This is a genomic window from Lysinibacillus sp. KU-BSD001, from assembly GCF_042920265.1.
Classification (GTDB): domain Bacteria; phylum Bacillota; class Bacilli; order Bacillales_A; family Planococcaceae; genus Lysinibacillus_B.
Genome location: NZ_JBDQZI010000002.1, coordinates 218955 through 240287, shown reverse-complemented (window position 1 = coordinate 240287; position 21333 = coordinate 218955). Strand labels below are relative to the sequence as shown.

22 protein-coding genes and 1 pseudogene are annotated in these 21333 nt (G+C 40.5%); 19 read left to right on the top strand and 4 right to left on the bottom strand.

Translation table 11 applies throughout. The annotated features are described in order from the left end of the window. Window positions 1-10 precede the first annotated feature (10 nt). The 4 genes from AAGS61_RS04410 (at window position 11) to AAGS61_RS04395 (ending at window position 2379) form a co-directional block, all read left to right on the top strand. Window positions 11-1042, top strand: coding sequence for an ABC transporter permease (locus tag AAGS61_RS04410; RefSeq protein ID WP_391367870.1), 1032 nt, complete (start codon window positions 11-13; stop codon window positions 1040-1042). Further along, entirely contained in the window at window positions 1035-1829 is a 795-nt protein-coding gene (locus tag AAGS61_RS04405) for an ABC transporter ATP-binding protein (protein WP_391367867.1), read from the top strand. The genes AAGS61_RS04410 and AAGS61_RS04405 overlap by 8 nt, the downstream gene beginning before the upstream one ends. Before the next feature lie 164 nt (window positions 1830-1993). After that, window positions 1994-2233 carry a hypothetical protein gene (locus AAGS61_RS04400; protein WP_391368342.1) on the top strand — a complete coding sequence of 80 codons (240 nt, stop codon included), beginning with the start codon at window positions 1994-1996 and terminating at the stop codon, window positions 2231-2233. Continuing rightward, window positions 2131-2379, top strand: a complete 249-nt coding sequence (locus AAGS61_RS04395; protein WP_391367865.1) for a nuclease-related domain-containing protein — start codon at window positions 2131-2133, stop codon at window positions 2377-2379. The genes AAGS61_RS04400 and AAGS61_RS04395 overlap by 103 nt, the downstream gene beginning before the upstream one ends. A gap of 213 nt (window positions 2380-2592) precedes the next feature. Here AAGS61_RS04395 and ilvA read toward each other — a convergent pair whose 3' ends face one another. Beyond that, entirely contained in the window at window positions 2593-3858 is a 1266-nt protein-coding gene (gene ilvA, locus AAGS61_RS04390; RefSeq protein ID WP_391367862.1) for a threonine ammonia-lyase IlvA, read from the bottom strand. A gap of 244 nt (window positions 3859-4102) precedes the next feature. Between ilvA and AAGS61_RS04385 the strand changes: the two genes are divergently transcribed. The 9 genes and pseudogenes from AAGS61_RS04385 to AAGS61_RS04345 all read left to right on the top strand — a co-directional run bounded on the left by AAGS61_RS04385 (window position 4103) and on the right by AAGS61_RS04345 (window position 13730). Next, on the top strand, window positions 4103-5737 hold the full coding sequence (locus tag AAGS61_RS04385) for a YceG family protein (RefSeq protein WP_391367860.1): 1635 nt from the start codon (window positions 4103-4105) through the stop codon (window positions 5735-5737). Between the two features lie 84 nt (window positions 5738-5821). Continuing rightward, on the top strand, window positions 5822-6439 hold the full coding sequence (locus AAGS61_RS04380) for a TerD family protein (protein WP_391367857.1): 618 nt from the start codon (window positions 5822-5824) through the stop codon (window positions 6437-6439). A gap of 21 nt (window positions 6440-6460) precedes the next feature. Beyond that, window positions 6461-7042: a TerD family protein gene (locus AAGS61_RS04375; RefSeq protein ID WP_391367855.1), complete on the top strand. Its 582-nt coding sequence runs from the start codon at window positions 6461-6463 to the stop codon at window positions 7040-7042. Window positions 7043-7054: 12 nt separating this feature from the next. Then, entirely contained in the window at window positions 7055-7633 is a 579-nt protein-coding gene (locus AAGS61_RS04370) for a TerD family protein (RefSeq protein WP_391367852.1), read from the top strand. 152 nt (window positions 7634-7785) lie between these two features. Further along, a complete protein-coding gene (locus tag AAGS61_RS04365) occupies window positions 7786-8913 on the top strand; it encodes an HpcH/HpaI aldolase/citrate lyase family protein (protein ID WP_391367849.1) in 1128 nt (375 codons plus the stop codon). Continuing rightward, window positions 8889-10181, top strand: a pseudogene (locus AAGS61_RS04360) (phosphoribosyltransferase family protein); the annotation flags it as partial. The gene AAGS61_RS04365 and the pseudogene AAGS61_RS04360, both read left to right, overlap by 25 nt. Window positions 10182-10259: 78 nt before the next feature. Continuing rightward, complete coding sequence (locus AAGS61_RS04355) at window positions 10260-11336, top strand: cysteine protease StiP family protein (protein WP_391368331.1); 1077 nt, start codon at window positions 10260-10262, stop codon at window positions 11334-11336. Beyond that, complete coding sequence (locus AAGS61_RS04350) at window positions 11336-12127, top strand: HAD family hydrolase (protein WP_391367846.1); 792 nt, start codon at window positions 11336-11338, stop codon at window positions 12125-12127. The genes AAGS61_RS04355 and AAGS61_RS04350 overlap by 1 nt, the downstream gene beginning before the upstream one ends. Before the next feature lie 214 nt (window positions 12128-12341). After that, the gene (locus tag AAGS61_RS04345; protein WP_391367844.1) at window positions 12342-13730 is read left to right on the top strand and encodes an L-cystine transporter; all 1389 of its coding nucleotides are present in this window, start codon (window positions 12342-12344) and stop codon (window positions 13728-13730) included. Between the two features lie 37 nt (window positions 13731-13767). Here the strand turns inward: AAGS61_RS04345 and AAGS61_RS04340 are convergent, their stop codons facing one another. The 3 genes from AAGS61_RS04340 to AAGS61_RS04330 all read right to left on the bottom strand — a co-directional run bounded on the left by AAGS61_RS04340 (window position 13768) and on the right by AAGS61_RS04330 (window position 16486). Continuing rightward, window positions 13768-15117 (bottom strand): YjiH family protein, encoded by a 1350-nt coding sequence (locus AAGS61_RS04340; protein ID WP_391367841.1) that lies wholly within the window; start codon window positions 15115-15117, stop codon window positions 13768-13770. Window positions 15118-15410: 293 nt separating this feature from the next. Further along, on the bottom strand, window positions 15411-16121 hold the full coding sequence (gene bshB2, locus AAGS61_RS04335) for a bacillithiol biosynthesis deacetylase BshB2 (RefSeq protein WP_391367838.1): 711 nt from the start codon (window positions 16119-16121) through the stop codon (window positions 15411-15413). A gap of 14 nt (window positions 16122-16135) precedes the next feature. Continuing rightward, window positions 16136-16486: a YojF family protein gene (locus AAGS61_RS04330; protein WP_391367835.1), complete on the bottom strand. Its 351-nt coding sequence runs from the start codon at window positions 16484-16486 to the stop codon at window positions 16136-16138. A 202-nt stretch (window positions 16487-16688) separates the two neighbouring features. Here AAGS61_RS04330 and AAGS61_RS04325 point away from each other — a divergent pair, with 202 nt between their 5' ends. The 6 genes from AAGS61_RS04325 (at window position 16689) to AAGS61_RS04300 (ending at window position 21314) form a co-directional block, all read left to right on the top strand. Then, window positions 16689-17360: a uracil-DNA glycosylase gene (locus AAGS61_RS04325; protein ID WP_391368328.1), complete on the top strand. Its 672-nt coding sequence runs from the start codon at window positions 16689-16691 to the stop codon at window positions 17358-17360. A 62-nt stretch (window positions 17361-17422) separates the two neighbouring features. Further along, window positions 17423-17593, top strand: coding sequence for a uracil-DNA glycosylase (locus AAGS61_RS04320; protein WP_391367833.1), 171 nt, complete (start codon window positions 17423-17425; stop codon window positions 17591-17593). Further along, window positions 17593-17853 (top strand): YwdI family protein, encoded by a 261-nt coding sequence (locus AAGS61_RS04315; protein ID WP_391367830.1) that lies wholly within the window; start codon window positions 17593-17595, stop codon window positions 17851-17853. The genes AAGS61_RS04320 and AAGS61_RS04315 overlap by 1 nt, the downstream gene beginning before the upstream one ends. 18 nt (window positions 17854-17871) lie before the next feature. Beyond that, window positions 17872-18252, top strand: coding sequence for a DUF423 domain-containing protein (locus tag AAGS61_RS04310; RefSeq protein WP_391367827.1), 381 nt, complete (start codon window positions 17872-17874; stop codon window positions 18250-18252). Between the two features lie 118 nt (window positions 18253-18370). Next, a complete protein-coding gene (locus tag AAGS61_RS04305; RefSeq protein ID WP_391367824.1) occupies window positions 18371-19540 on the top strand; it encodes a M20 family metallopeptidase in 1170 nt (389 codons plus the stop codon). Window positions 19541-19628: 88 nt separating this feature from the next. Beyond that, a complete protein-coding gene (locus AAGS61_RS04300; protein ID WP_391367822.1) occupies window positions 19629-21314 on the top strand; it encodes a methyl-accepting chemotaxis protein in 1686 nt (561 codons plus the stop codon). Window positions 21315-21333: the final 19 nt, after the last annotated feature.

Sequence of the window (21333 nt, the reverse complement as noted above, 5' to 3'; positions counted from 1 at the left end):
ATGATTCAATATGTTTACAGCTCTATTCGGTTCTGTTGAGCAAGGAATCATCTATGCAATTATGGCACTCGGGGTGTACTTAACATTCCGAGTGTTAGATTTTCCGGATTTAACGGTTGATGGAAGCTTTGTTACAGGGGCGGCAACAGCAGCGGCAATGATCGTGCTGGGCTACAACCCTATCATTGCTACATTAGTCGCGATAGTAGCTGGATTTATTGCAGGATGTATGACAGGACTTTTACACACAAAAGGAAAAATAAATCCACTGCTTTCAGGGATTTTAATGATGATTGCCCTATATTCCATTAACCTTCGAATTATGGGTACAACAAAGGAAAGCGCGACAGGTATTTCCAATGTTCCTTTATTAACAGCAGATACACTGTTTACACAGTTCCAAAGCTTTTGGGCGGGATTAGGAATTGATACAGCTATTAACGATATGTTGCGCGGGATGGGGCTTACGTCACTCCCATCAACATATGGGACAGTTTTAGTTATATTAGTCATTACGATCGCTATTAAATTGATTGCTGACTGGTTCTTAAAAACAGAGGTCGGTTTAGCTATTCGGGCTACGGGTGATAACAAGCGCATGATTCGTAGTTTTTCGGCAAATACGGATTCACTCATTATTCTCGGACTCGGTTTATCGAATGCGATGGTTGCTTTTGCAGGTGCATTAATCGCGCAATACTCGAAATTTTCTGATGTTCAAATGGGTGTTGGGATGATTGTGACTGGTCTTGCTTCTGTTATTATTGGGGAAGCGATTTTTGGTACAAAGACGATTGTACGTACTACGTTTGCGGTTGTTGTAGGTGCGATTATTTACCGTATCATTTATGCGCTTGCTCTTCGTGTAGAATTTTTAGATACAGGAGATATGAAGCTAATTACGGCTGCGATTGTTATTTTAGCGTTAGTCATTCCGCAAATCATCGATAAACGAAAAGAGAAAAAACGAAAAGCAAGACGTATTGCAGAACGTAAGTCTTCAGTACGAACAGTAGAGCAAGGAGGGGAGCCACTTGCTTAAATTAGACGGTATTAACAAAATTTTCAATGAAGGTACACCAGATGAAAAGGTGGCTTTAGATCACATTCATCTGCATTTAGCACCTGGTGACTTTGTGACGATTATCGGGAGTAATGGTGCAGGAAAATCAACGATGATGAATATGATTTCTGGTGCATTGACGCCGGACATCGGTACCGTATCGATTAATGGCAATGATGTGACGCGCTTACCAGAATATAAACGCTCACATTTTATCGGTCGCGTATTCCAAGATCCGATGGCCGGTACAGCACCATCGATGACGATTGAGGAAAATTTAGCGATTGCCTATTCGCGCAATGCAAAGCGTACACTCCGTTTTGGTGTCGATAAGAAGCGCCGCGATTTCTTTAAAACATCACTTGAGCGTTTAGGGCTAAATTTGGAGAATCGGTTATCTGCAAAAGTCGGTTTACTTTCAGGTGGTGAGCGACAAGCGTTATCACTGTTGATGGCGACGTTTACGAAGCCATCTATTTTATTGCTAGACGAGCATACTGCAGCACTTGATCCATCTCGCGCAGATTTGATTACACGTTTAACGAAGGAACTTGTAGACGCGGACAATTTAACAACATTAATGGTTACGCACAATATGCAACAAGCACTGGACCTTGGCAATCGTCTCATTATGATGGATAAAGGGCAAATTATTTTACAGGTCGGTGCGGATCGTAAACCAGATTTAACGATTCCGGATTTAATGGCAGAGTTCGAACGTATTCGTGGCGAGAAAATGAACTCAGACCGTGCATTATTAGGTTAATCGTGAAAGGCAATGCTACATTGATGGCATTGTCTTTTTTTGTCGTGTATTAATCTATTACCCAGGAAATAAAATTCACCAAATTACGAGTTTGGTAAATTTTGTTATTTTAATTAGAAAACGAATCCCACCTTTTCTCTACTCCAAAGTAAGGAGGGGGAGGGATGATTATCTTCAATAGAAGTGTGCCAGAAAAATTGAGGAAACTGCAGTGTGTAATGAGAAGGGTATTTTCGGAATTAGAAGATGAGTTGCTGAAAATAGAAGCTGGGTATGCGGGAGAACGGTATGTAGATTTGCGTTGGCAAGATATGAATCTACATTATTCCACGCTTACTCGTTCTGTCTCAATGGTTTTTCTTATCAGGTTGATACCGTTTTTGTATGTAAGCAGTTTATGTTAATACTTGAAATTAAAAATATGGTAGGCGAAATTCATTTCGATGAAGAAAAGCACCAGTTTATTAGAATAAAGCAAGATGGAAAGGTAGAAGGATTTAGAAACCCCATCAATCAAGTAAAACGCACGTACCAGCTCTTCGCCAGTTAATCGGAGAGTCCTTACCAATAGAATATGCGGTTATTTTCTCAAATAGTAAAGCAATCCTTGGAAGGAAGCCGTTATCGAAGCGCTCATATTTTTGACAAATGGCCGATAAGTGAAGTGAATGCGCCGATATATCGCAGAAACCGCTGATAATTCAAGAAAAATCGCTGATAAAAACCCGCGCATTGCTCAAATGCGCGGGTTTTTACGTAATGCTTACACTAATAAACCAAATAGTGTACTGTCTTTGTTCACTTCTTTATATTCAAATCCGTTTGCTTTCATACGTTGAAGTAGCTCAGGGTAATCTGCGCGGTCGAGTACTTCGATGCCTACTAATGCAGGACCGCTTTCTTTATTGTTCTTTTTCGTGTACTCGAAATGCGTAATATCATCCGTTGGGCCAAGTACTTCCGTTAAGAATTGGCGAAGCGCTCCCGCACGTTGTGGGAAGTTGACGATAAAGTAGTACAGTAACCCTTCATATAATAACGATTTTTCTTTAATTTCTTGCATACGACCTATATCGTTATTCCCGCCTGAAATAATGACAACGACCGATTTTCCACGAATTTGCTCTGCATAGAAATCCAGTGCAGCGACAGGTAATGCCCCAGCAGGCTCTGCAATAATCGCATGTTTATTATATAAATCTAAAATTGTTGTACATACTTTTCCTTCTGGTACAAGCACCATATCATCTAAATAACGCTGACATACTTGGTATGTTTCTTGGCCGACACATTGCACAGCAGCACCATCGACGAATTTATCAATCCAATCCAGTGTCACAGGGCCACCTTGTTCCATAGCCGCTTTCATACTACCAGCGCCAGCAGGTTCTACCCCAATGACTTTTGTATGAGGGGATAGATTTTTTACATAGGCGGATACACCAGACATTAAACCGCCACCGCCAACACTACCGAAAATGAAATCGATTGGCTCTTCGATATCGTTCATCACTTCTACCGCTACGGAACCTTGCCCCGCCATGACATCCATATCGTCAAATGGGTGAATGAAAATCATATCGTGTTCTTCACAATATTCAAGTGCACTTGTAGCTGAATCATCAAATGTATCACCTGATAAAATGATTTCCACGAATTCACGGCCAAACATGCGCACTTGTCCGATTTTTTGTTTCGGTGTCGTTTTTGGCATGAAAATTTTTGCTTGAATTTTTAAGTGAGCACATGCATAAGCTACACCTTGTGCATGATTGCCTGCACTGGCACAAACAACGCCTTTTTCACGTGCCTCTGCTTCAATCTTTTTAATTTTATAGTAAGCGCCACGTAGCTTAAATGAGCGTACGTGTTGCAAGTCTTCTCGTTTGAAATAAATTGTTGCACCGTACTTTTCCGATAAATAATCATTTTTTTGAAGTGGCGTATGAACGACGACATCTTTTAAAAAATGATGTGCAATTAATACGTTCTCGACGGCCACGGTTTTTGGTTGAGCAACTTCTTCCATTGATATGTAACCTCCGTTATTGAAAAACATTGACTAATTCTATCATAAAATACAGACGAAATGTTATTAATATTTCATTTATTCTAAAAATTAAAGAAAATGTCACAATGAAAGCGTTATCTCTTTCGTGACAAGGGGTAAAGGCAAAATGATGCGCTATTTTAAAAAAGAGTAATTCATATTCTTAAGATGTGAAATAACGTATAATTTAAGGAACTATTTGTTAAATGAAGGGGTGGGCATAGTGATTGTATTGCAACCACTAGATTTGACCGATGCGTTAGAACAACAATGGGAAAGCGTCATTACGCAGCCGCTACAAGCAAGACCTCTGTATGAAAAAAGAGGGGAAAGTATTCGATATACGCGTATCGCCCAAACAATGCTCGGTGTTTTTGATGATGAACATACGATGAAGGAATATTTATATAACTTACAAGCATTGCCGATTGGCTGGACACGACTATTTGACGGGTTGCCAAAAACAATAGATGCGCAAACAAGAACAGAAATTATTAATATTTTGCAAATACATAAGCAAACACCGTTATCGCTGAACCGGATGTTGGCGTTCTTTGTCGCAAGACAATTACTGCCGTTAATGCAGACAGATTATAAAGAAACAATGATGCAAGCTTTTAAAGCATGGTTAGAGTTAATCGATCATAAGTATCCTCATTTCGCACATCCGAACTTACAGCGGATTGTGTTAGATTTTGTGAAGTGGTCTAAGCATTACTTTCCGCTTTGGTTAGCGGAGGCACCTTATGAAGTGCAGATGCCGAAAATTTTATGGTACGGCCCGATGACAGAAAGTGAAGCGTACTTTATTTATTTCTTGTACTTATTCGGTTGCGACATTGTTATCTTTGAGCCTACTGGGGAAAACCCAATGGCCAAGTATGGGCTACACGGTATACCGGTCACAAAGCTTGCTGCAACATGCGACTTATTTGAGTTTCCATATGAAAAACCATTACAAGTACAAACAGTCACGGCACGAACGTATGAGAATATAAAACAAAACTTCTATGAATCATCGAAGATTAATTATCCGTGGAAATACATGGAGCATGAAACGCGGGCTATTTTGTTAAATACAACGTACGATGAAATGTTCATTTTAAGTGAGGCAAAGCTTGAACATCGCGAAGGGTTCGATGCAGATGAACAATATGTATATTTACCCGTTCTTTTCGGAAAAATCGATGGTGTGTCAGCGGATATGCGGGAATATGCAAATCAACTAAAACGGTTAAAAGCGAACACGCTATCATATGTGGAGCATACGTTTCCACTCATTGAACCACAGCGAGCTAATATGCAGTTTTATGTGCAAGATGCGAGTACAAATGGTGAACTAGATGCCGAAAAAATGATTCACATGGTGAACTGGCCGTATAAAGATTTACCCATCCCTAATCAGCGAAATATCGCGAAAACATTAATCCGTTTAATAGACATGCAAATCATTCAACGTCTACCACATGAAACAGATGTCGATTATAAAGGATTCATCATGGGGCAGCTTTTTAAAATCCCAACTGAAATACTAAAGCTGTATCGTCAGTTCGATTATAGCTATGAAAATCCAAAGTATATTCTTTTTATAGAAGAAGATGCCAAGATGCAACGTAGCGATGCATTGTTTTTAGTGTTTCTCGCATTTTTAGGATTTGATGTGTTCATTTTCTCTCCAGGTGGCGGCAATAATATTGAATTGTTTTTAGCAGAGCCAATTGTCATGACACACCGTCTTGAAAAAATTGAATTTCATCTAACGCTAGATGAGGTACTTGTCGAAACAACACAATCAACGAAAAATAAGCGCATGTCGTTAAAAAATATTTTCAATCGTATTAAGCGAAGAGATTTTTAAGTGGGCGCATTAATTGGAAAAAATTTTTTGAGATGTTAATATTTAAATTGTTAGATAATTCAAATAGAAAAGGAGTGTGTTTGATTGGTAGTCAATCTCCAAAAGGGACAGCGCGTCGATTTAACAAAAGGAAATGCAGGGTTAAATAAAGTAATTATCGGCCTTGGCTGGGACCCTGTTGAACAACGTAGTAGTGGCGGTGGCTTTTTAGGCGGTCTATTTGGCGGCGGTGGAAGTTCACAACCGAATATTGATTGTGATGCATCCGTTCTGATGTTACAAAATGACAAACTAGTGAGCCAAGAGAATGTCATCTATTTTGGTCGAACAACGAGTGTATGTAGCTCTGTTGTCCATTCAGGTGATAATTTAACAGGTCAAGGCGATGGGGATGATGAATCCATCATTGTGAGCTTAAATGCTGTACCAGCGCAGTTTAATAAACTCGTGTTTGTCGTTAACATTTATGATGCACAAGGTCGTAAACAACACTTCGGCATGATTCGCAATGCGTATATTCGTGTTATCGATCCATCAAATAATAGCGAATTAATTCGTTACAATTTATCAGAAGATTATCAAAATCAAACGGCCCTCATTACTGGCGAAATTTATCGTCACAATGGGGAATGGAAGTTTGGGGCCATTGGTACAGGGACGCAAGATTTAAAATTAGGCGATGTTTGTGCACGCTTTACATAAAACTAAAGGGGGAAATTGAAAATGGTTGTTTCATTAGCAAAAGGTCAAAAGGTTGATTTAACAAAAACAAACCCTGGTATTAAAAAAGTGATGATTGGTTTAGGTTGGGATACAAATAAATACGACGGAGGGAACGATTTTGACTTAGATTCATCGATTTTCTTATTAGATGAAACGGGGAAAGTAAAGGACCCGAGTGATTTCGTTTTCTATAATAATACAACAGGTGGTGCGGGTTCTGTTGTCCATTCAGGTGACAACTTAACAGGTCAAGGTGACGGGGATGATGAAGTCGTATATGTGACATTAACAGATGTACCAGCTACTGTACAAAAAATCACATTTACTGTAACGATCCATGATGCAGAAAGCCGTAACCAAAACTTCGGTATGGTATCCAATGCATTTATTCGCATTGTGAATGATGCGACGGGTGAGGAATTAATTCGTTATGACTTAGGGGAAGATTTCTCCATTGAAACAGCACTTGTAGTAGGGGAATTATATCGTCATAACGGCGAGTGGAAATTCTCTGCGATTGGCTCTGGTTATCAAGGGGGCCTAGCTGCTTTATGTAAAGATTTCGGTCTACAAGTTGGATAAAGGAGAGGTTTTATGGCAATTCAGTTAAGCAAAGGTCAACGGATTGATTTAACAAAAAGTGACCCTTCCCTACAGCGAATTATCATTGGTTTAGGCTGGGATGTGAAGAACTTCGATGGTGGTCAGGACTTTGATTTAGATGCATGTGCTTTTATTTTAGGCGCTGACGGTAAATGCCGTAATGAGTTAGACTTCATTTTTTATAATAACTTACAAAGCGCGGACGGCTCTGTTATCCATACAGGCGATAATCGGACAGGTGAGGGCGATGGGGACGACGAGCAACTGAAAGTGGATTTATCCAAAGTGCCAGCTTCTGTCGATCGTATTGCGATTACTGTGACGATTCATGAGGCAGAAGCGCGTCGTCAAAACTTTGGGCAAGTTTCTAATGCGTTCGTGCGCTTAATTAACGAAGATACGAATAATGAAGTACTGCGCTTTGATTTAGGGGAAGATTTCTCCATTGAGACAGCCGTAGTGTTTTGTGAACTATATCGTCATAATCAAGACTGGAAATTTAATGCGGTTGGCTCAGGCTATCAAGGTGGGTTAGCGGCATTAGTGCGAACATATGGCTTATCGGTATAACCGATTTTTGATGAATCGGTAAGCGTTTTGCAAAGATAAGGCAATCATCTTGCTTGAGCGATGTTTTTTTTAATCATCACCATTTTAATTGATTAAGAGGGGGGAAGCTGTTCCACAAGAGGAGCAGCTTTTTCTTTTCAATGGAGGGTTTTATGCGTTTTTTTATGAATCTACGTGACGAAGCATTAGCAACGATTTTTTTTAAGCGACCGACTGTCTTTTCAAAAGATAGCAGTAAGGAGCAGCTGGCCTATTGCTTAGGTGCGACGCTTTATATGCCTGCGACAAAACCACAGATAGCACAAGATTTAATGAGCAAAAAGTTTCTGAACGTCACGTCTGTTGTAGTGGATTTAGAAGATGCAGTAGGGGATTTACAAGTGGCAAGCGCACTACAAAATGTGTATGAGACCCTAGAGGTACTTGCGATTGCGCTACAGTATGGGGAAATGAAGCAGGAAGAGCTCCCATTATTATTTATCCGTGTACGTCATCCCGCGCAATTAGCACAATTGACCACGATGCTTGGTGCTTTACAACATCTGTTAACAGGCTATGTCTTTCCGAAGTTTTCATTGGATAACGCGGACGATTATTTAACGGTATTACAAGCACAGCGAAAAAAAGGCTATACCCTTTATGGGATGCCGATTTTAGAGACAGGCGATATTTTATATAAGGAACAGCGGGCGCATAATTTGTTAATGATTCGGCAGAAATTGCTGCATCATTACGATGCCATTTTAAATATTCGGATTGGTACGACCGATTTTTCAGGGCTTTACGGGATTCGTCGGACACAGCAGACAAGCTTGTATGACATTGTTGTGGTTCGAGATTGTTTGGCTGATATTTTTAATGTGTTTGGTCGTAGTGATTACCCGTTTGTCATGTCGGGTAGCGTATGGGAATACTTTGATGCAACGATGGAACACAATGGACAGACGGGCAGTGTGGTGACAAAACAGACCGTATCAGCTACAGAAGGGCTCATCAAGGAAGTACAGCTCGATCGGTTAAATGGGCTGATTGGGAAAACGGTGATTCATCCGACCCATACTAATATTGTCAATGCGCTCCATGTCGTGACGCATGAAGAATATTTAGATGCGCTCTCCATTATGGAACACGAGCGTGGGACAGTCGGTGTGCAGAAAAGTGAGTATGCTAACAAAATGAATGAAATGAAGCCGCATTATGAGTGGGCGCGAAAAGTACTGCTTCGAGCCGAAGTATATGGTGTATTTCATCCGCAATGTCAGTTCAACGATTTACTGTAAGGGAGAGGGTAAAGATGTATGCCGTTTTGGATAAGCTTTATGTGAAAACATCCATTCAAGAAAATCCATATCAATTCGACCGTGCCGATCTATTTGATGTGGCTGCACGTATTAATAAAAAACGTCCTTTTTTATTTGTTAGTAAAGTATTAGGGAAACATATAGCGGTGCCACCACAAATCCCTCTTCTAACAGGTGCTCTACTCGCAATGCGTGTGGCGGATGTCCTATGGCAACAAAAGCATCCGCTAACAGAACAGGTCGTACAAGCGATTAAAACATGTACAGGATTAGAGATTGTAGCACAAATCGGAGAACAGCCTATTATTCTACCTGAAAAACAGTTGATTATCGGCTTTGCGGAAACAGCAACCGCATTAGGGCATGCGTTTTTTTATGCATGCGATGAACAAGCGGCTTATATTCATACGACACGAGAAGAAATTTGTAGAATGGAGCCAATTATTCGATTTGAAGAAGAACATTCTCATGCGACAAGTCACCGGATGTATACAGAAAATGAGCAACTATTGTTAGCACATAAAAATATTATTTTAGTAGATGATGAAATTTCTACAGGGAAAACAAATGTAAACATCATTGAACAATTAAAACAGACGTATCCACACTTGCAGCAATTTACAGTCGTTTCAATTTTGGACTGGCGCAATGACGAGCAACGTGCCGCTTATGTAGAGCAGGCGCAACGTCTAGGGGTAAAAATTGATGTTGTGTCACTCATGACGGGAGAAATGGCTGTTGAAGGCGCGATAGTAGATCCCGAGCCGCCATCTCAGCGACAGTCTCAAAAAGTGAGGATTGAGCATATAGATGCAAACCTCCCATCTGTTCGCCCGTATCATTCCATTAGTGAAAACGGGAACATCTGTACAGCGCCCTATTATATCGGCACAGGGCGGTTTAGCATAACGAAACAAGAAGAGGAACTAGTGCAGCAAGAATTACAGGTATTTAGTAAGCAGCTAAAATCCGTGCGGCAGCCTGGCCCACTTTTAGTTATTGGTACAGGGGAGTGTATGTATGTCCCGATGCAGATTGCTGCTGCACTTGGAGAAGACGTCTACTTCCAATCGACGACGCGTAGCCCCATTTATGCGCATCCGGATACGCTGATCTATAATAAATTTCACTTTGAAAGTCCGGAAAATGCGGGGGTAAAAAATTATTTATATAACATTCCGAACGGGCGATACCAAGAAGTGGTGATTATTCTAGAACGGTTAGCGAGTGAAAAAGGGTTAAACGAATTACTGGCATGTTTAAGTACGGTTGGCGTAGAAAGAATAACAGTCGTTAAGTTAACAGAACATATACCGCCACCGAATATGCCATCAAGCTACAGCGAAGAGGATATTACGTTTTTACTGCGCGATCTAAGTCATATTGAGATGGAGCACAGTACAGCAGAACGAGAACGTCGTATTCAACAAGGGACTAATTACGCTGAAATGTTACCTGTAGAAGTGCAACCAAATGAACAGTATATGGCGCTGTTTTATCAAACATTAGCGCAATATGCTCCAGCCATTGCAACGGCTGTCGGCGTAGTAGCAGAAAAAATTCTTGAAAAGAAACCACTTGAACAGTTAGTTCTTGTTAGCTTAGCACGTGCTGGTACACCGATTGGTATTTTACTCAAACGTTATTATGCATATAAGTATCGTATTTCTGTGCCTCATTACTCAATCTCGATTATTCGCGAACGAGGGATTGATGAAACAGCGCTACTTTACATTGTTAATCAACACCCGCAAAGTCACATCCAATTTATTGATGGTTGGACAGGTAAAGGAGCGATTACACAAGAATTAACAGCTGCTTGTCAAATGTTTAATGAGACGTATAACAAGACGATTGATGCCACATTAGCCGTTTTAGCGGATCCAGCCTATTGTGCTCCTATTTATGGCACACGTGAAGATTTCTTCATTCCTTCTGCTTGTTTAAATTCAACGGTTTCAGGGCTTGTCAGTCGTACCGTATTAAATAAGCGGTACTTACAAGAGGGCGATTTTCATGGGGCGAAATATTACGGTGAACTCGCACAAGCGGACGTATCGGTGCACTATATTGATACGGTTGTAGCGCAGTTTGATATGGTCGAAAAGGCCATTAAAGAGGAATTACAAGTGCCGATACAGCCACCGAATTGGCAAGGTATGCAATCTGTAGAGGCAATTCAGCAGCGCTTTACTATAAAAAATATCAACCATATTAAACCCGGTATTGGCGAAACGACGCGGGTATTATTGAGGCGGGTACCGTGGAAAATCCTAGTGAACCCAGCGTTTGAACAGCATTTAGCGCATATTTATTTACTCGCACAAGAACGGGGTGTGCCCGTTGAGCCGTATCCCGATATGAGTTATGCATGCTGTGGTTTGATAAAGGAGATGAAATAATGCGTATTTTAACGACCGATTTAGATCGGACATTTATTTTCTCAAAACGCACCGTCAATCGTCCTCTAAGTGAATTAATTTGTGTGGAATATGTAGACGGCGAAGCATTATCGTTTATTTCACATAAAACTGAGCAAGCTTTACGTCAATTATCGGGTGACGCCTTCGTCATTCCTGTTACGACACGTGCTGCACATCAATATGAGCGCATTGAGTTATTTCAACATGTCTATAAACCACCATATGCCATTGTAGCAAATGGCGGTATTGTATTGAAGGATGGACAACGAGACACACAGTGGGATGCTATCATGCAACAATTATTAGCAGAAAGCATGCCTTTTTATGAAATGACACACGTATTTGCAACCGATTGGCAACATCCGATGTTTCAGCAAATAGCGGATGCAGATCAACTCTTTTATGTGTTAATGCTTGTAAAAGAAAAAATAGAGTGGGATTGTCTGAACGACTTGCGAACTCGTATGGAAAGCGTCGGGTGGAGTAGTTATATAAATGGACGTAAGCTGTATGTGTTACCGAAATGTTTGACGAAGGAACGAGCCGTGCAATATGTGTTAGAGCAAATCCCATATACAATGCATTACGCTGCAGGCGACTCCATTATGGACTTAGGAATGCTAGAGCTAACGGATCTAGCGTTTACCCCAGCACATGGTGAACTGTTTAAGGAAAAAGGGTACGATGTAGCGGCTACTGTCATAGAAGATCCAGGGGTGTATTTTACGGAACAGTTATTGTCGAAGTTTCAAAGTAAAGTACAGGTGTAACATGTATTGGCTAGTGGCCGACATTAAAACTGATCATTTAGTGATGAATTAAATACCTAAAAAGCAGGAGCTGTCCAATACAGAGGACGGCTCCTGTTTTTATATATAAAGGTTGCAAAGTTATAGTATAGTAAATAAAACATACTTGACTAATAGGTATTATAAGAATAGAATGCATATAATAGATAAATACAACATCAAGGGGGTAGACAGAATGGATTGGATTGTAGTTGCTAACGTTGTAGTACTACTTGCTTTCGTCGTACTGCTTTATGTATTAAAGCAAAAGCATTTAAAATTTTCAACGCGTGTATTTATTGCGTTAGGTTTAGGGATTTTGTTAGGTGTAGGTTTGCAATTCGTTTACGGAGCAGGCGCAGAAGAAATTACAAATACGGTGCTATGGTATAACATTATTGGCACAGGTTATGTAAAACTACTGCAAATGATTGCGATGCCATTAATCTTTATTTCGATTTTAGTAGCCTTTACGAAAATGAATCTTGGTAAAAACTTTGGGAAAGTAGCAGGGCTGATTTTAGCCATTTTAATTGGTACGACAGCTATTTCAGCAGTAGTAGGGATTACGGCTACAACATTATTTGATTTACAAGCAGATCAAATTTTACAAGGGGAAGCAGAGGTTGCACGTGGTGAGGCAATTGTAGAGCGTGCAGAAACGACTGTTTTACCACTGCCTACTCAAATTTTAGAGCTATTCCCGGCAAATCCCTTTTTAGATTTAACAGGTGCACGCTCCACTTCAACAATTTCAGTCGTCATTTTTGCGGCATTTCTTGGCTTTGCCTATTTACAAGTAAAACGTAAGGATGAAGAAATCGCGAGTGTAATTAAAAAAGGAATTGATGCGATTTATGCTTTAATTATGGGCGTTGTGCGCATCGTATTACAGCTGACGCCATACGGGATTTTAGCGATTATGGGACGTACAGTAGCCATCAGTGATTTTGGCGCGATTTATAATCTAGGGAAGTTTGTATTAGCGAGCTATGTGGCATTAATGTTTGTATTCATCATTCATCTCATTATATTATCAGTAACAGGGTTAAATCCAGTAACCTATGTGAAGAAATCAGCAGAAACATTATTGTTCGCTTTCACATCACGTACATCAGCAGGCGCATTACCGATGAATATTGCCACGCAAACATCTCGTTTAGGGGTACCAGAAGGCATTGCTAATTTCTCAGGTTCATTCGGTTTATCGATTGGTCAAAATGGCTGTGCAGGTGTTTATCCAGCGATGTTAGCAGTGATGATTGCCCCAACCGTAGGCATTAATCCATTATCACCTGGATTTTTAGTATCGGTTGTAGCCATTGTCGCAATTAGCTCATTCGGTGTAGCAGGTGTAGGTGGTGGTGCTACATTTGCAGCTATTTTAGTATTATCAGCGCTTGATTTACCGATTGCCCTTGCAGGGGTATTGATTTCAGTGGAGCCATTAATTGATATGGGGCGTACGGCATTGAACGTCAGTGGTTCCATGACAGCAGGTGTAACAACAGCACGTTTAACAGGAGAGTTAAATACAGACATATACAATACGCCGCATGATGGAAAACCATTAGCGGAAGTATAAAAAAAGGGACATCTCGCAACTGGAGATGTCCCTTTTTTTAAAATAAAATATGCGCAATCGCTGCAACGATCGGAATTGAAATAATTGTACGAACCAAGAAGATGACGAATAAATCCCAAATTTTTAATGGCAGTTTCGTTCCTAAAATTAACCCGCCGACTTCAGACATGTAAATTAACTGTGTAACAGAAACTGTTGCGATAAAGAAACGTGTTAATTCGGATTCGATACCGGCACCTAAAATAGAAGGTAATAACATATCTGCAAATCCAACAATCATTGTTTGTGCTGCTTCACCCGCTTCAGGGATTTGCAGTAACGCTAAAATCGGCTCAAACGGCATCCCTAAAATTTTGAAGAAGCTTGTGAATTCCGCTAGCACTAATGCAATCGTACCGAACGCCATAATGACAGGTGTAACGGCAAACCACATTTCTAGTACGTTTTTAAAGCCACTTGCAACGATCTTGCCTAAGTTTTTATTTGAATCTGCTTTTGATAGTGCATTGTGTAAACCAAATGTGACGGCATTAAAATGAGCTGGTACATCTTCGTAATTTTCTGGAAGCTTTGACCCGTCAATTAATGTATCCGCTTTACGAGAAAGCGGGAAAACCCGCGGCATAATTAACGCTAAAAGGATTCCTGTGAAAATAACAGTACCATAAAACTCTAAGAAGTAATGACTCATACCAATCGTTTCAAGCACCACGATACAGAATGTAATCGACACAACGGAGAATGTTGTCGCGATGACAGCCGCTTCACGACCCGTATAGTTTTTATCTTCATATTGCTTCGCTGTTAGTAACACACCAATTGTGCCATCTCCAACCCAAGAAGCTAAGCAGTCGATTGCTGCGCGACCAGGGACTTTGAAAACAGGACGCATAATTTTCACCATCATGGAACCGAAGAACTCGAGTAAGCCGAAGTCCGTTAATAATGGTAATAAAAGTCCAGCAAATAAAAACAATGTAAACATAAATGTGACTAAACCGCCATCTGGTGTAATCAGTAACCCAGCTGTATAGTCAGAGATAAAACTTTCAGGACCTACTTGGAATAAGTACATACCCGCAAATATAACAGCAAGTACACGCATCATTGTCCAGAACCAGTGGACGCGGAAGAGCGCATCCATTAATGTACGTGGTCCTTTTTGTGGGACAACATGCATCACAACAGAACCGAGTGCTGCGATAATAAATGTGCCAAATGCAAACCAATGAATAAACGGTTCTACTTTTCCAGCTAACCAGTTCGCTAAAATAGCAATCGGTACTTTTAAACCGTCATCTGTTGAAATGGGCGTAATAAATAAAAATACCCCAACGGCAGAGAGTGCTAAGAAAAGAAACCACGTATAAGCCGAAAATTTCTTCATGTATAATAACCTCTTTAAATTGTAGTTTTGAATATTTATACACTATATATGCTTTATATACACTTGTCTACTATTTTGATTAAAGACGAATTATTCTGATAATATGAGTGCATACGATTTGTATACATAGTTAGAAAAAGTTGGATTTACTGTGTGTGGACTTTAAAAAGAACAGCTATATTCAGGTTTTGTTGGCGTTTTGGGGAAGTGTTTGAAAAATATAAAAAGTGTATAAAAAAACGTATATACGCATGCAAAAAAGCGGGACACTATATGCCCGCTTTTGGAATGAATTATAAAAATGCACTATCCATTGAATCATTGATCTCATCTTCATGACGGATAATATAGAACTTTTCAACATTTAACCAGCTTTCGCTCATCGGTTGACCCTCTTCTATCCGTTTTGTCGTTTCAGCCATCATCCAAGCAGTTTGAGACATATGCGCACGTAAGGCAGCCAGTTTATCCATCTTTACACTGCTTACATCTAAATGGATATGCGCCTCGCCATTGCGAGCAACAGTATCATTCGCAAAGCCAACCGCCCAAATTTTTGGCCGCTCACTTTTTGGCATACGACGAACTGCCTCTACGACCGCACGTGCTGTCGCTTCATGATCTGGGTGCACAGAGAAGCCTGGCAAGAAGGTGAAAATTAACGATGGATTTAATTCTTCAATTAAATCCGTTACGAGTTTCACCATTTTTTCATCATCTTCAAATTCAATTGTCTTATCACGGAAGCCCATCATGCGCAGGTCTTGAATGCCCATCGCCTCACACGCTGCTTGTAGCTCAACGCGGCGAATTTCAGGCAATGATTCACGTGTGGCAAATGGTGGATTTCCTAGATTGCGCCCCATTTCCCCAAGCGTTAAACACGCATATGTAACAGGTACTCCCATATTAGCAGAGAGGCGAACAGCTCCTGCACATGTAAATGCTTCATCATCTGGATGTGGGAATACGAGTAAAATTTGACGTTCTTTTTGTAATGTCATCAACGCGTCACTCCTTAATATGAAAATGGCGTTTCACTAATTTCAAGTGCAATCGCTAATTTCCCAGTATTGTCTAATCCAGCCATCAATAGTCTGCCTTGCTCATCCAGTTGGTAATGGGTAATCCCTTGTGCATATACCCAGCCATGCGCCATTTTTAACCCGACGCGATGAGGTGCTTCACCCACGACTTTCCCTAGTTCATAGCAAATACGTGCATTCCGAATAAATGCACCTGCATTAAAGAAATTGGCGTCGTAATGTGTGGCATAAGAGCCGTTTGTTGTTTCTAGGTGAATGTATACATCTTTGTTCGCAAAAGAATTAAGTAAATCCTGGAGCGCATCAACTTGTACTTCCTTCATCTCAATTCTCCTTTCGAATCTGTCTATCTATAAGTATAGTAAATGTTTTCTATAGATGAAAAGGAAAAGGCGTACTTTTTTTGAGGTACCAGGGAAGTACCACCGAGGTACCACCCAGGTACCACCAAAGTACCAGGTACCTAAGGCGATTCACTTGCGAAAAACATATCAACCGACTACGTTAAATAATGAGGTGATTCGTATGAAAGAAGTATTTAAAAATGAATGGCAACATATTCTGCAAGAAGAATTTGGAAAACCATATTATGAAAACTTACGGGAATTTGTTGCAGCTGAATATAGCCACAATGTTGTGTATCCACCGCAAGAGGAAGTAATGAATGCATTGCACACGACTAGTTTTTCCAATGTGAAAGTCGTGATTTTAGGACAAGACCCGTATCACGGACCAAATCAAGCACACGGCATGAGTTTTTCTGTAAAACCTGGTGTCCCGCAGCCACCAAGCTTAAAAAACATGCTAAAAGAATTGCAGGAAGATGTAGGATGCACGATGCCAAATCACGGGTATTTAATGAAGTGGGCTGAGCAAGGTGTCCTGTTGTTAAATACCGTATTAACAGTACGTGCAGGGGAAGCCAATTCACATAAAGGAAAAGGATGGGAGCAATTTACCGATGTGATTATCACAAAGTTAGCTGAGCGACCAGAGCCGATTATTTTTGTGCTATGGGGACGACCTGCACAAACGAAAAAGTCCATTATTGCGCGTCATCCACAACATGTGATATTAGAAGCACCACATCCAAGTCCATTAAGTGCGCACCGTGGATTTTTTGGTAGTAAACCATATTCCAAAATTAATGATCAACTGATCGCTTGGGGCAAAACACCAATCGATTGGCAGTTATAACGAAAGTGCCTTTTTTCTCTATTGGAAACGTGGTAAAGTGGTAAGGAAAGCGAGGGAGTATGATGAAGATTAATTGTTTTAAATGTGCGCATTTTAAAGTAACATGGGACCCCGCCAATCCACGGGGGTGTCAAGCGTACGGCTTTAAAACAAAACAGCTTCCTTCCGTCGTCGTGAAGCAATCGTCAGGGATGGATTGCTTAAAGTTTGTACCAAAGCAAGGAGGACAATGATGATTTCCTATGAAGCAATGATTGTGCAAATGGCGCAATTAGTACAAAACGCTAAACATGCGCAGGACGAGCAACAAATGCGTGAGCAACTCACAGCGGTAAAAGCTTTATGTGATATTGTGCTTGGACAAAGAACCGTAAAAGTGGAACAAACTACTATGTCAACAGCTACAGTACAACTTCCTGTTATGCGACAAGCAAATCCTTCCGATAAACTACAGGAGTCTGATGCAAACGGCGATTCGATTTTTGATTTTTAGCATGAAAGAGGTTCTAGTATGAAAGGTTCAATTATTTCTGGCGCAGTACACGGATTTTTAGCCGTATCGTTAGGGGCATTTGGTGCACATGCACTTGAAAACGTATTAGATGACTATAGTGAGGGCATTTGGAATACAGCGGTACAATATCAAATGTTCCATGCGACAGCACTTGTTCTGATTGGGATTTTAATGAGCGCTAAATTATTTGGAGAAGTAAAGCAATTAAAAATTGCGATGGTTTGTATGAATTTAGGGATTGTTTTCTTCTCAGGTAGTTTATTTGTGTTAGCGTTATCAGGCATTGGTGTGTTAGGGGCGATTACGCCAATTGGTGGTGTATTATTTTTAATTGGTTGGAGTATGCTCATTGCTGCAACACTCAAAGCGACAAAATAAGACGTAAGACCCTTTATTTTTATGAAAATTAAAAGTAGAGGGTATTTTTTTGAGTTTAAGTATAATGAATTTTTGAAATTGAACGATATTTAGTATAGGAGTAGGGGGAGTGGGATAAATGGAGCGGTTATTTAGTCTGTTAGAACAGCATTATGAAGAGATAGTAGCCATTAGACGCTATTTACACGAACGACCTGAGCTTTCATTTCAAGAGGTACATACACCAGCGTATATCGCCAATTTTCATCGCACGCTTGGCTTAGAAGTGAGAGAGCATGTTGGGGAGCGCGGTGTTGTCGCGACACTTCGCGGAGGAAAACCTGGGAAAACGGTGGCGTTGCGTGCGGATTTTGATGCGCTAGCCATTCAAGAGTTAAACGATATTCCATATAAGTCCAAAAATGAAGGCGTCATGCACGCTTGTGGGCATGATGGTCATACAGCGACACTGCTCGTTTTAGCGAAATGTTTAGTGGAAATGAAAGAAGAAATCGCAGGGAATATTGTTTTTATTCATCAACATGCGGAAGAAATCGCGCCAGGTGGAGCGAAGGCTATGATCGAAGATGGCTGTTTAGAAGGGGTAGATGTAATTTTTGGCACACATCTTTGGGCACCGACGCCATTAGGGCATATTTTAGTCCGTGATGGGGCCATTATGGCAGCAGCTGACCGTTTTGAAATAACAATTCAAGGAAAAGGGGGACACGGGGCAGAGCCGCACCATTCGGTTGATGCGATTGTGCTAGGGGCACAGTTTGTCACACAGCTACAAACGATTGTTTCGCGTCGGATTGATCCACTTCAATCAGCTGTTATTTCAGTCGGACATTTTGAAGCGATTAATCCATTTAATGTTATTGCGGATACAGCAAAAATTCAAGGAACGGTTCGTACATTTGAAGAATCAGTACGAGAACAAATCGTAGAAGAAATAGAAGCATTATTAAAGTCCACTTGTGATGGGGCAAGTGCATCATATACATATCAGTACTACCGAGGATACCCACCAGTCGTGAACCATCAAAAGGAAACCGATTTTGTAGCAACTATTGCACGCAACATCCCAGCGGTGGAAAATGTCATCACATGTCCGCCGTTTATGATAGGGGAAGACTTTGCTTACTATATGCAACATGTACCCGGTACATTTTTCTTTACGGGCGCTAAAAATCCGACGTGGGAAACGGCTTATCCTCACCATCATGCCAAATTTAATTTTGATGAACGCGCGATGTTAATTGCCGCAAAAGTACTAGGGCAGGCGACGATGGACTTTTTAGTCTGAACTGTTTGTAAAATAGATAATAAATTATAAGATGTATGAAAATGATAACAAAAAAATGATATAAAAATAGGTTTTAGGAGGGGTTTAAATGAGTGTAGGGGCGAAATTAAATACAGCTTTTTATTCGATTATCATTTTACTCTGTGTGTCGATCGGGATAAGCTTTTGGAATTTATCCAACATAGAAGAAAAGACAGATGAGGCTTTAAATAATCGTGTCGTACAAATTCGTATTATGGACCAAGTGCGTGTGGATTTAGCAATGCAAGGGCTATTTGCACGTGCTGTAATCATTGAGACAACAGATAAAAACCGCGAGAATTTATTAATGTATGCGGAAGATTTAGATCAACGTATTTTAGAATTAAAAGGTTTATTTAGCAGTGAAATCATGCAAGGCTATTGGGATGAAGCTAATGGTTATAATAACGATTTCAATACGGGAATGAAAGAAGTATTAGCAGCTGTTGATGCTGGGGATGTAGAACGCGCAAAAACAATAGTCAATACACAATTAGCAGATGCGAATGCAGGCATTTTAGCAGCAGCTGATAAGATGGTTAAGTACCAGGAAGAACAGATTGAACGAATTAAAGAAGATACAAATAGCGCCATCAAAAATTCTCGCACGACATCCATCATTGTGTTAGTCATCAGTATAGTCATTAGTATTTTATTAATACTTTACGTTCGTCGTACGATTACGACGCCATTAAAGGTAGTAATGCAATCGGCACATATGATTGCAGAGGGGGACCTTTCTCAGCAAGATATTACATTTAAGTCTAAAGATGAAATTGGTCAATTAGCTACTGTGTTTAATAACATGAAAAATAGTTTACGTAACCTAATTCAAAATGTACAAGCGAACGCCGAGCAGTTAAGTGCCTCGGCGGAAGAATTATCTGCCAGTGCGGAGGAAATTACAGCAACGACGGAAGATGTCACACGCCAAGTAGCTAATACAGCCGAAGCAGCACAAGGTTCTTCCCGTGCTGCCGGTGAAAGTGCGGTTGCGATGGAAGAAACAGCACAAGGTGTACAACGGATTGCCGAAGCGTCCCAAACACTGCATTCTTCATCGCTTGATGCAAGTGAAACAGCCACACATGGCCAAGAAATCATTGAACATGCCCAGAACCAAATGAGCATTATCAATAATTCAACTGCAACCGTCAATGATTTAGTTCAGAAATTAGCGAAACAAACAGAAGAAATTGGTCATATTACGAAAGTTATTACAGATATTACAGACCAAACGAATCTTTTAGCACTGAATGCAGCCATCGAAGCAGCGCGTGCAGGTGAGCATGGGAAAGGCTTTGCCGTTGTGGCAGATGAAGTACGTAAACTAGCTGAGGAATCTAAGGCATCCGCCAACTCCATTACGGCATTAACAATGGAAATTAAAACAGATACAGAAAATGTAGAACGTGCTGTAGCAAACTCACTTGTTTCGGTGAAAGATGGTGTCAATATCATTACAGAAGCAGGGGATTCATTCCATGGGATTGTGGGTGCGGTAGAAGTGATGACGACACAAATTCAAGAAATTTCTGCAACAGCTGAACAAATTTCCGCAAGTGCAGAGGAAGTTTCTGCTTCGGTCAATGAAATTTCAAACGGTGCAGAGAATGCATCAGATCATATCGCTACCATTGCAGCAGCAATGGAAGAGCAAGTTTCTACAATGGCTGAAGTAAGTGGGGTAGCTAACACATTAAGTGAAAATGCACAAAACTTACAATCGGAAGTACAACGATTTAAAGTATAAAGGAAAAGCGCAGGTCTCA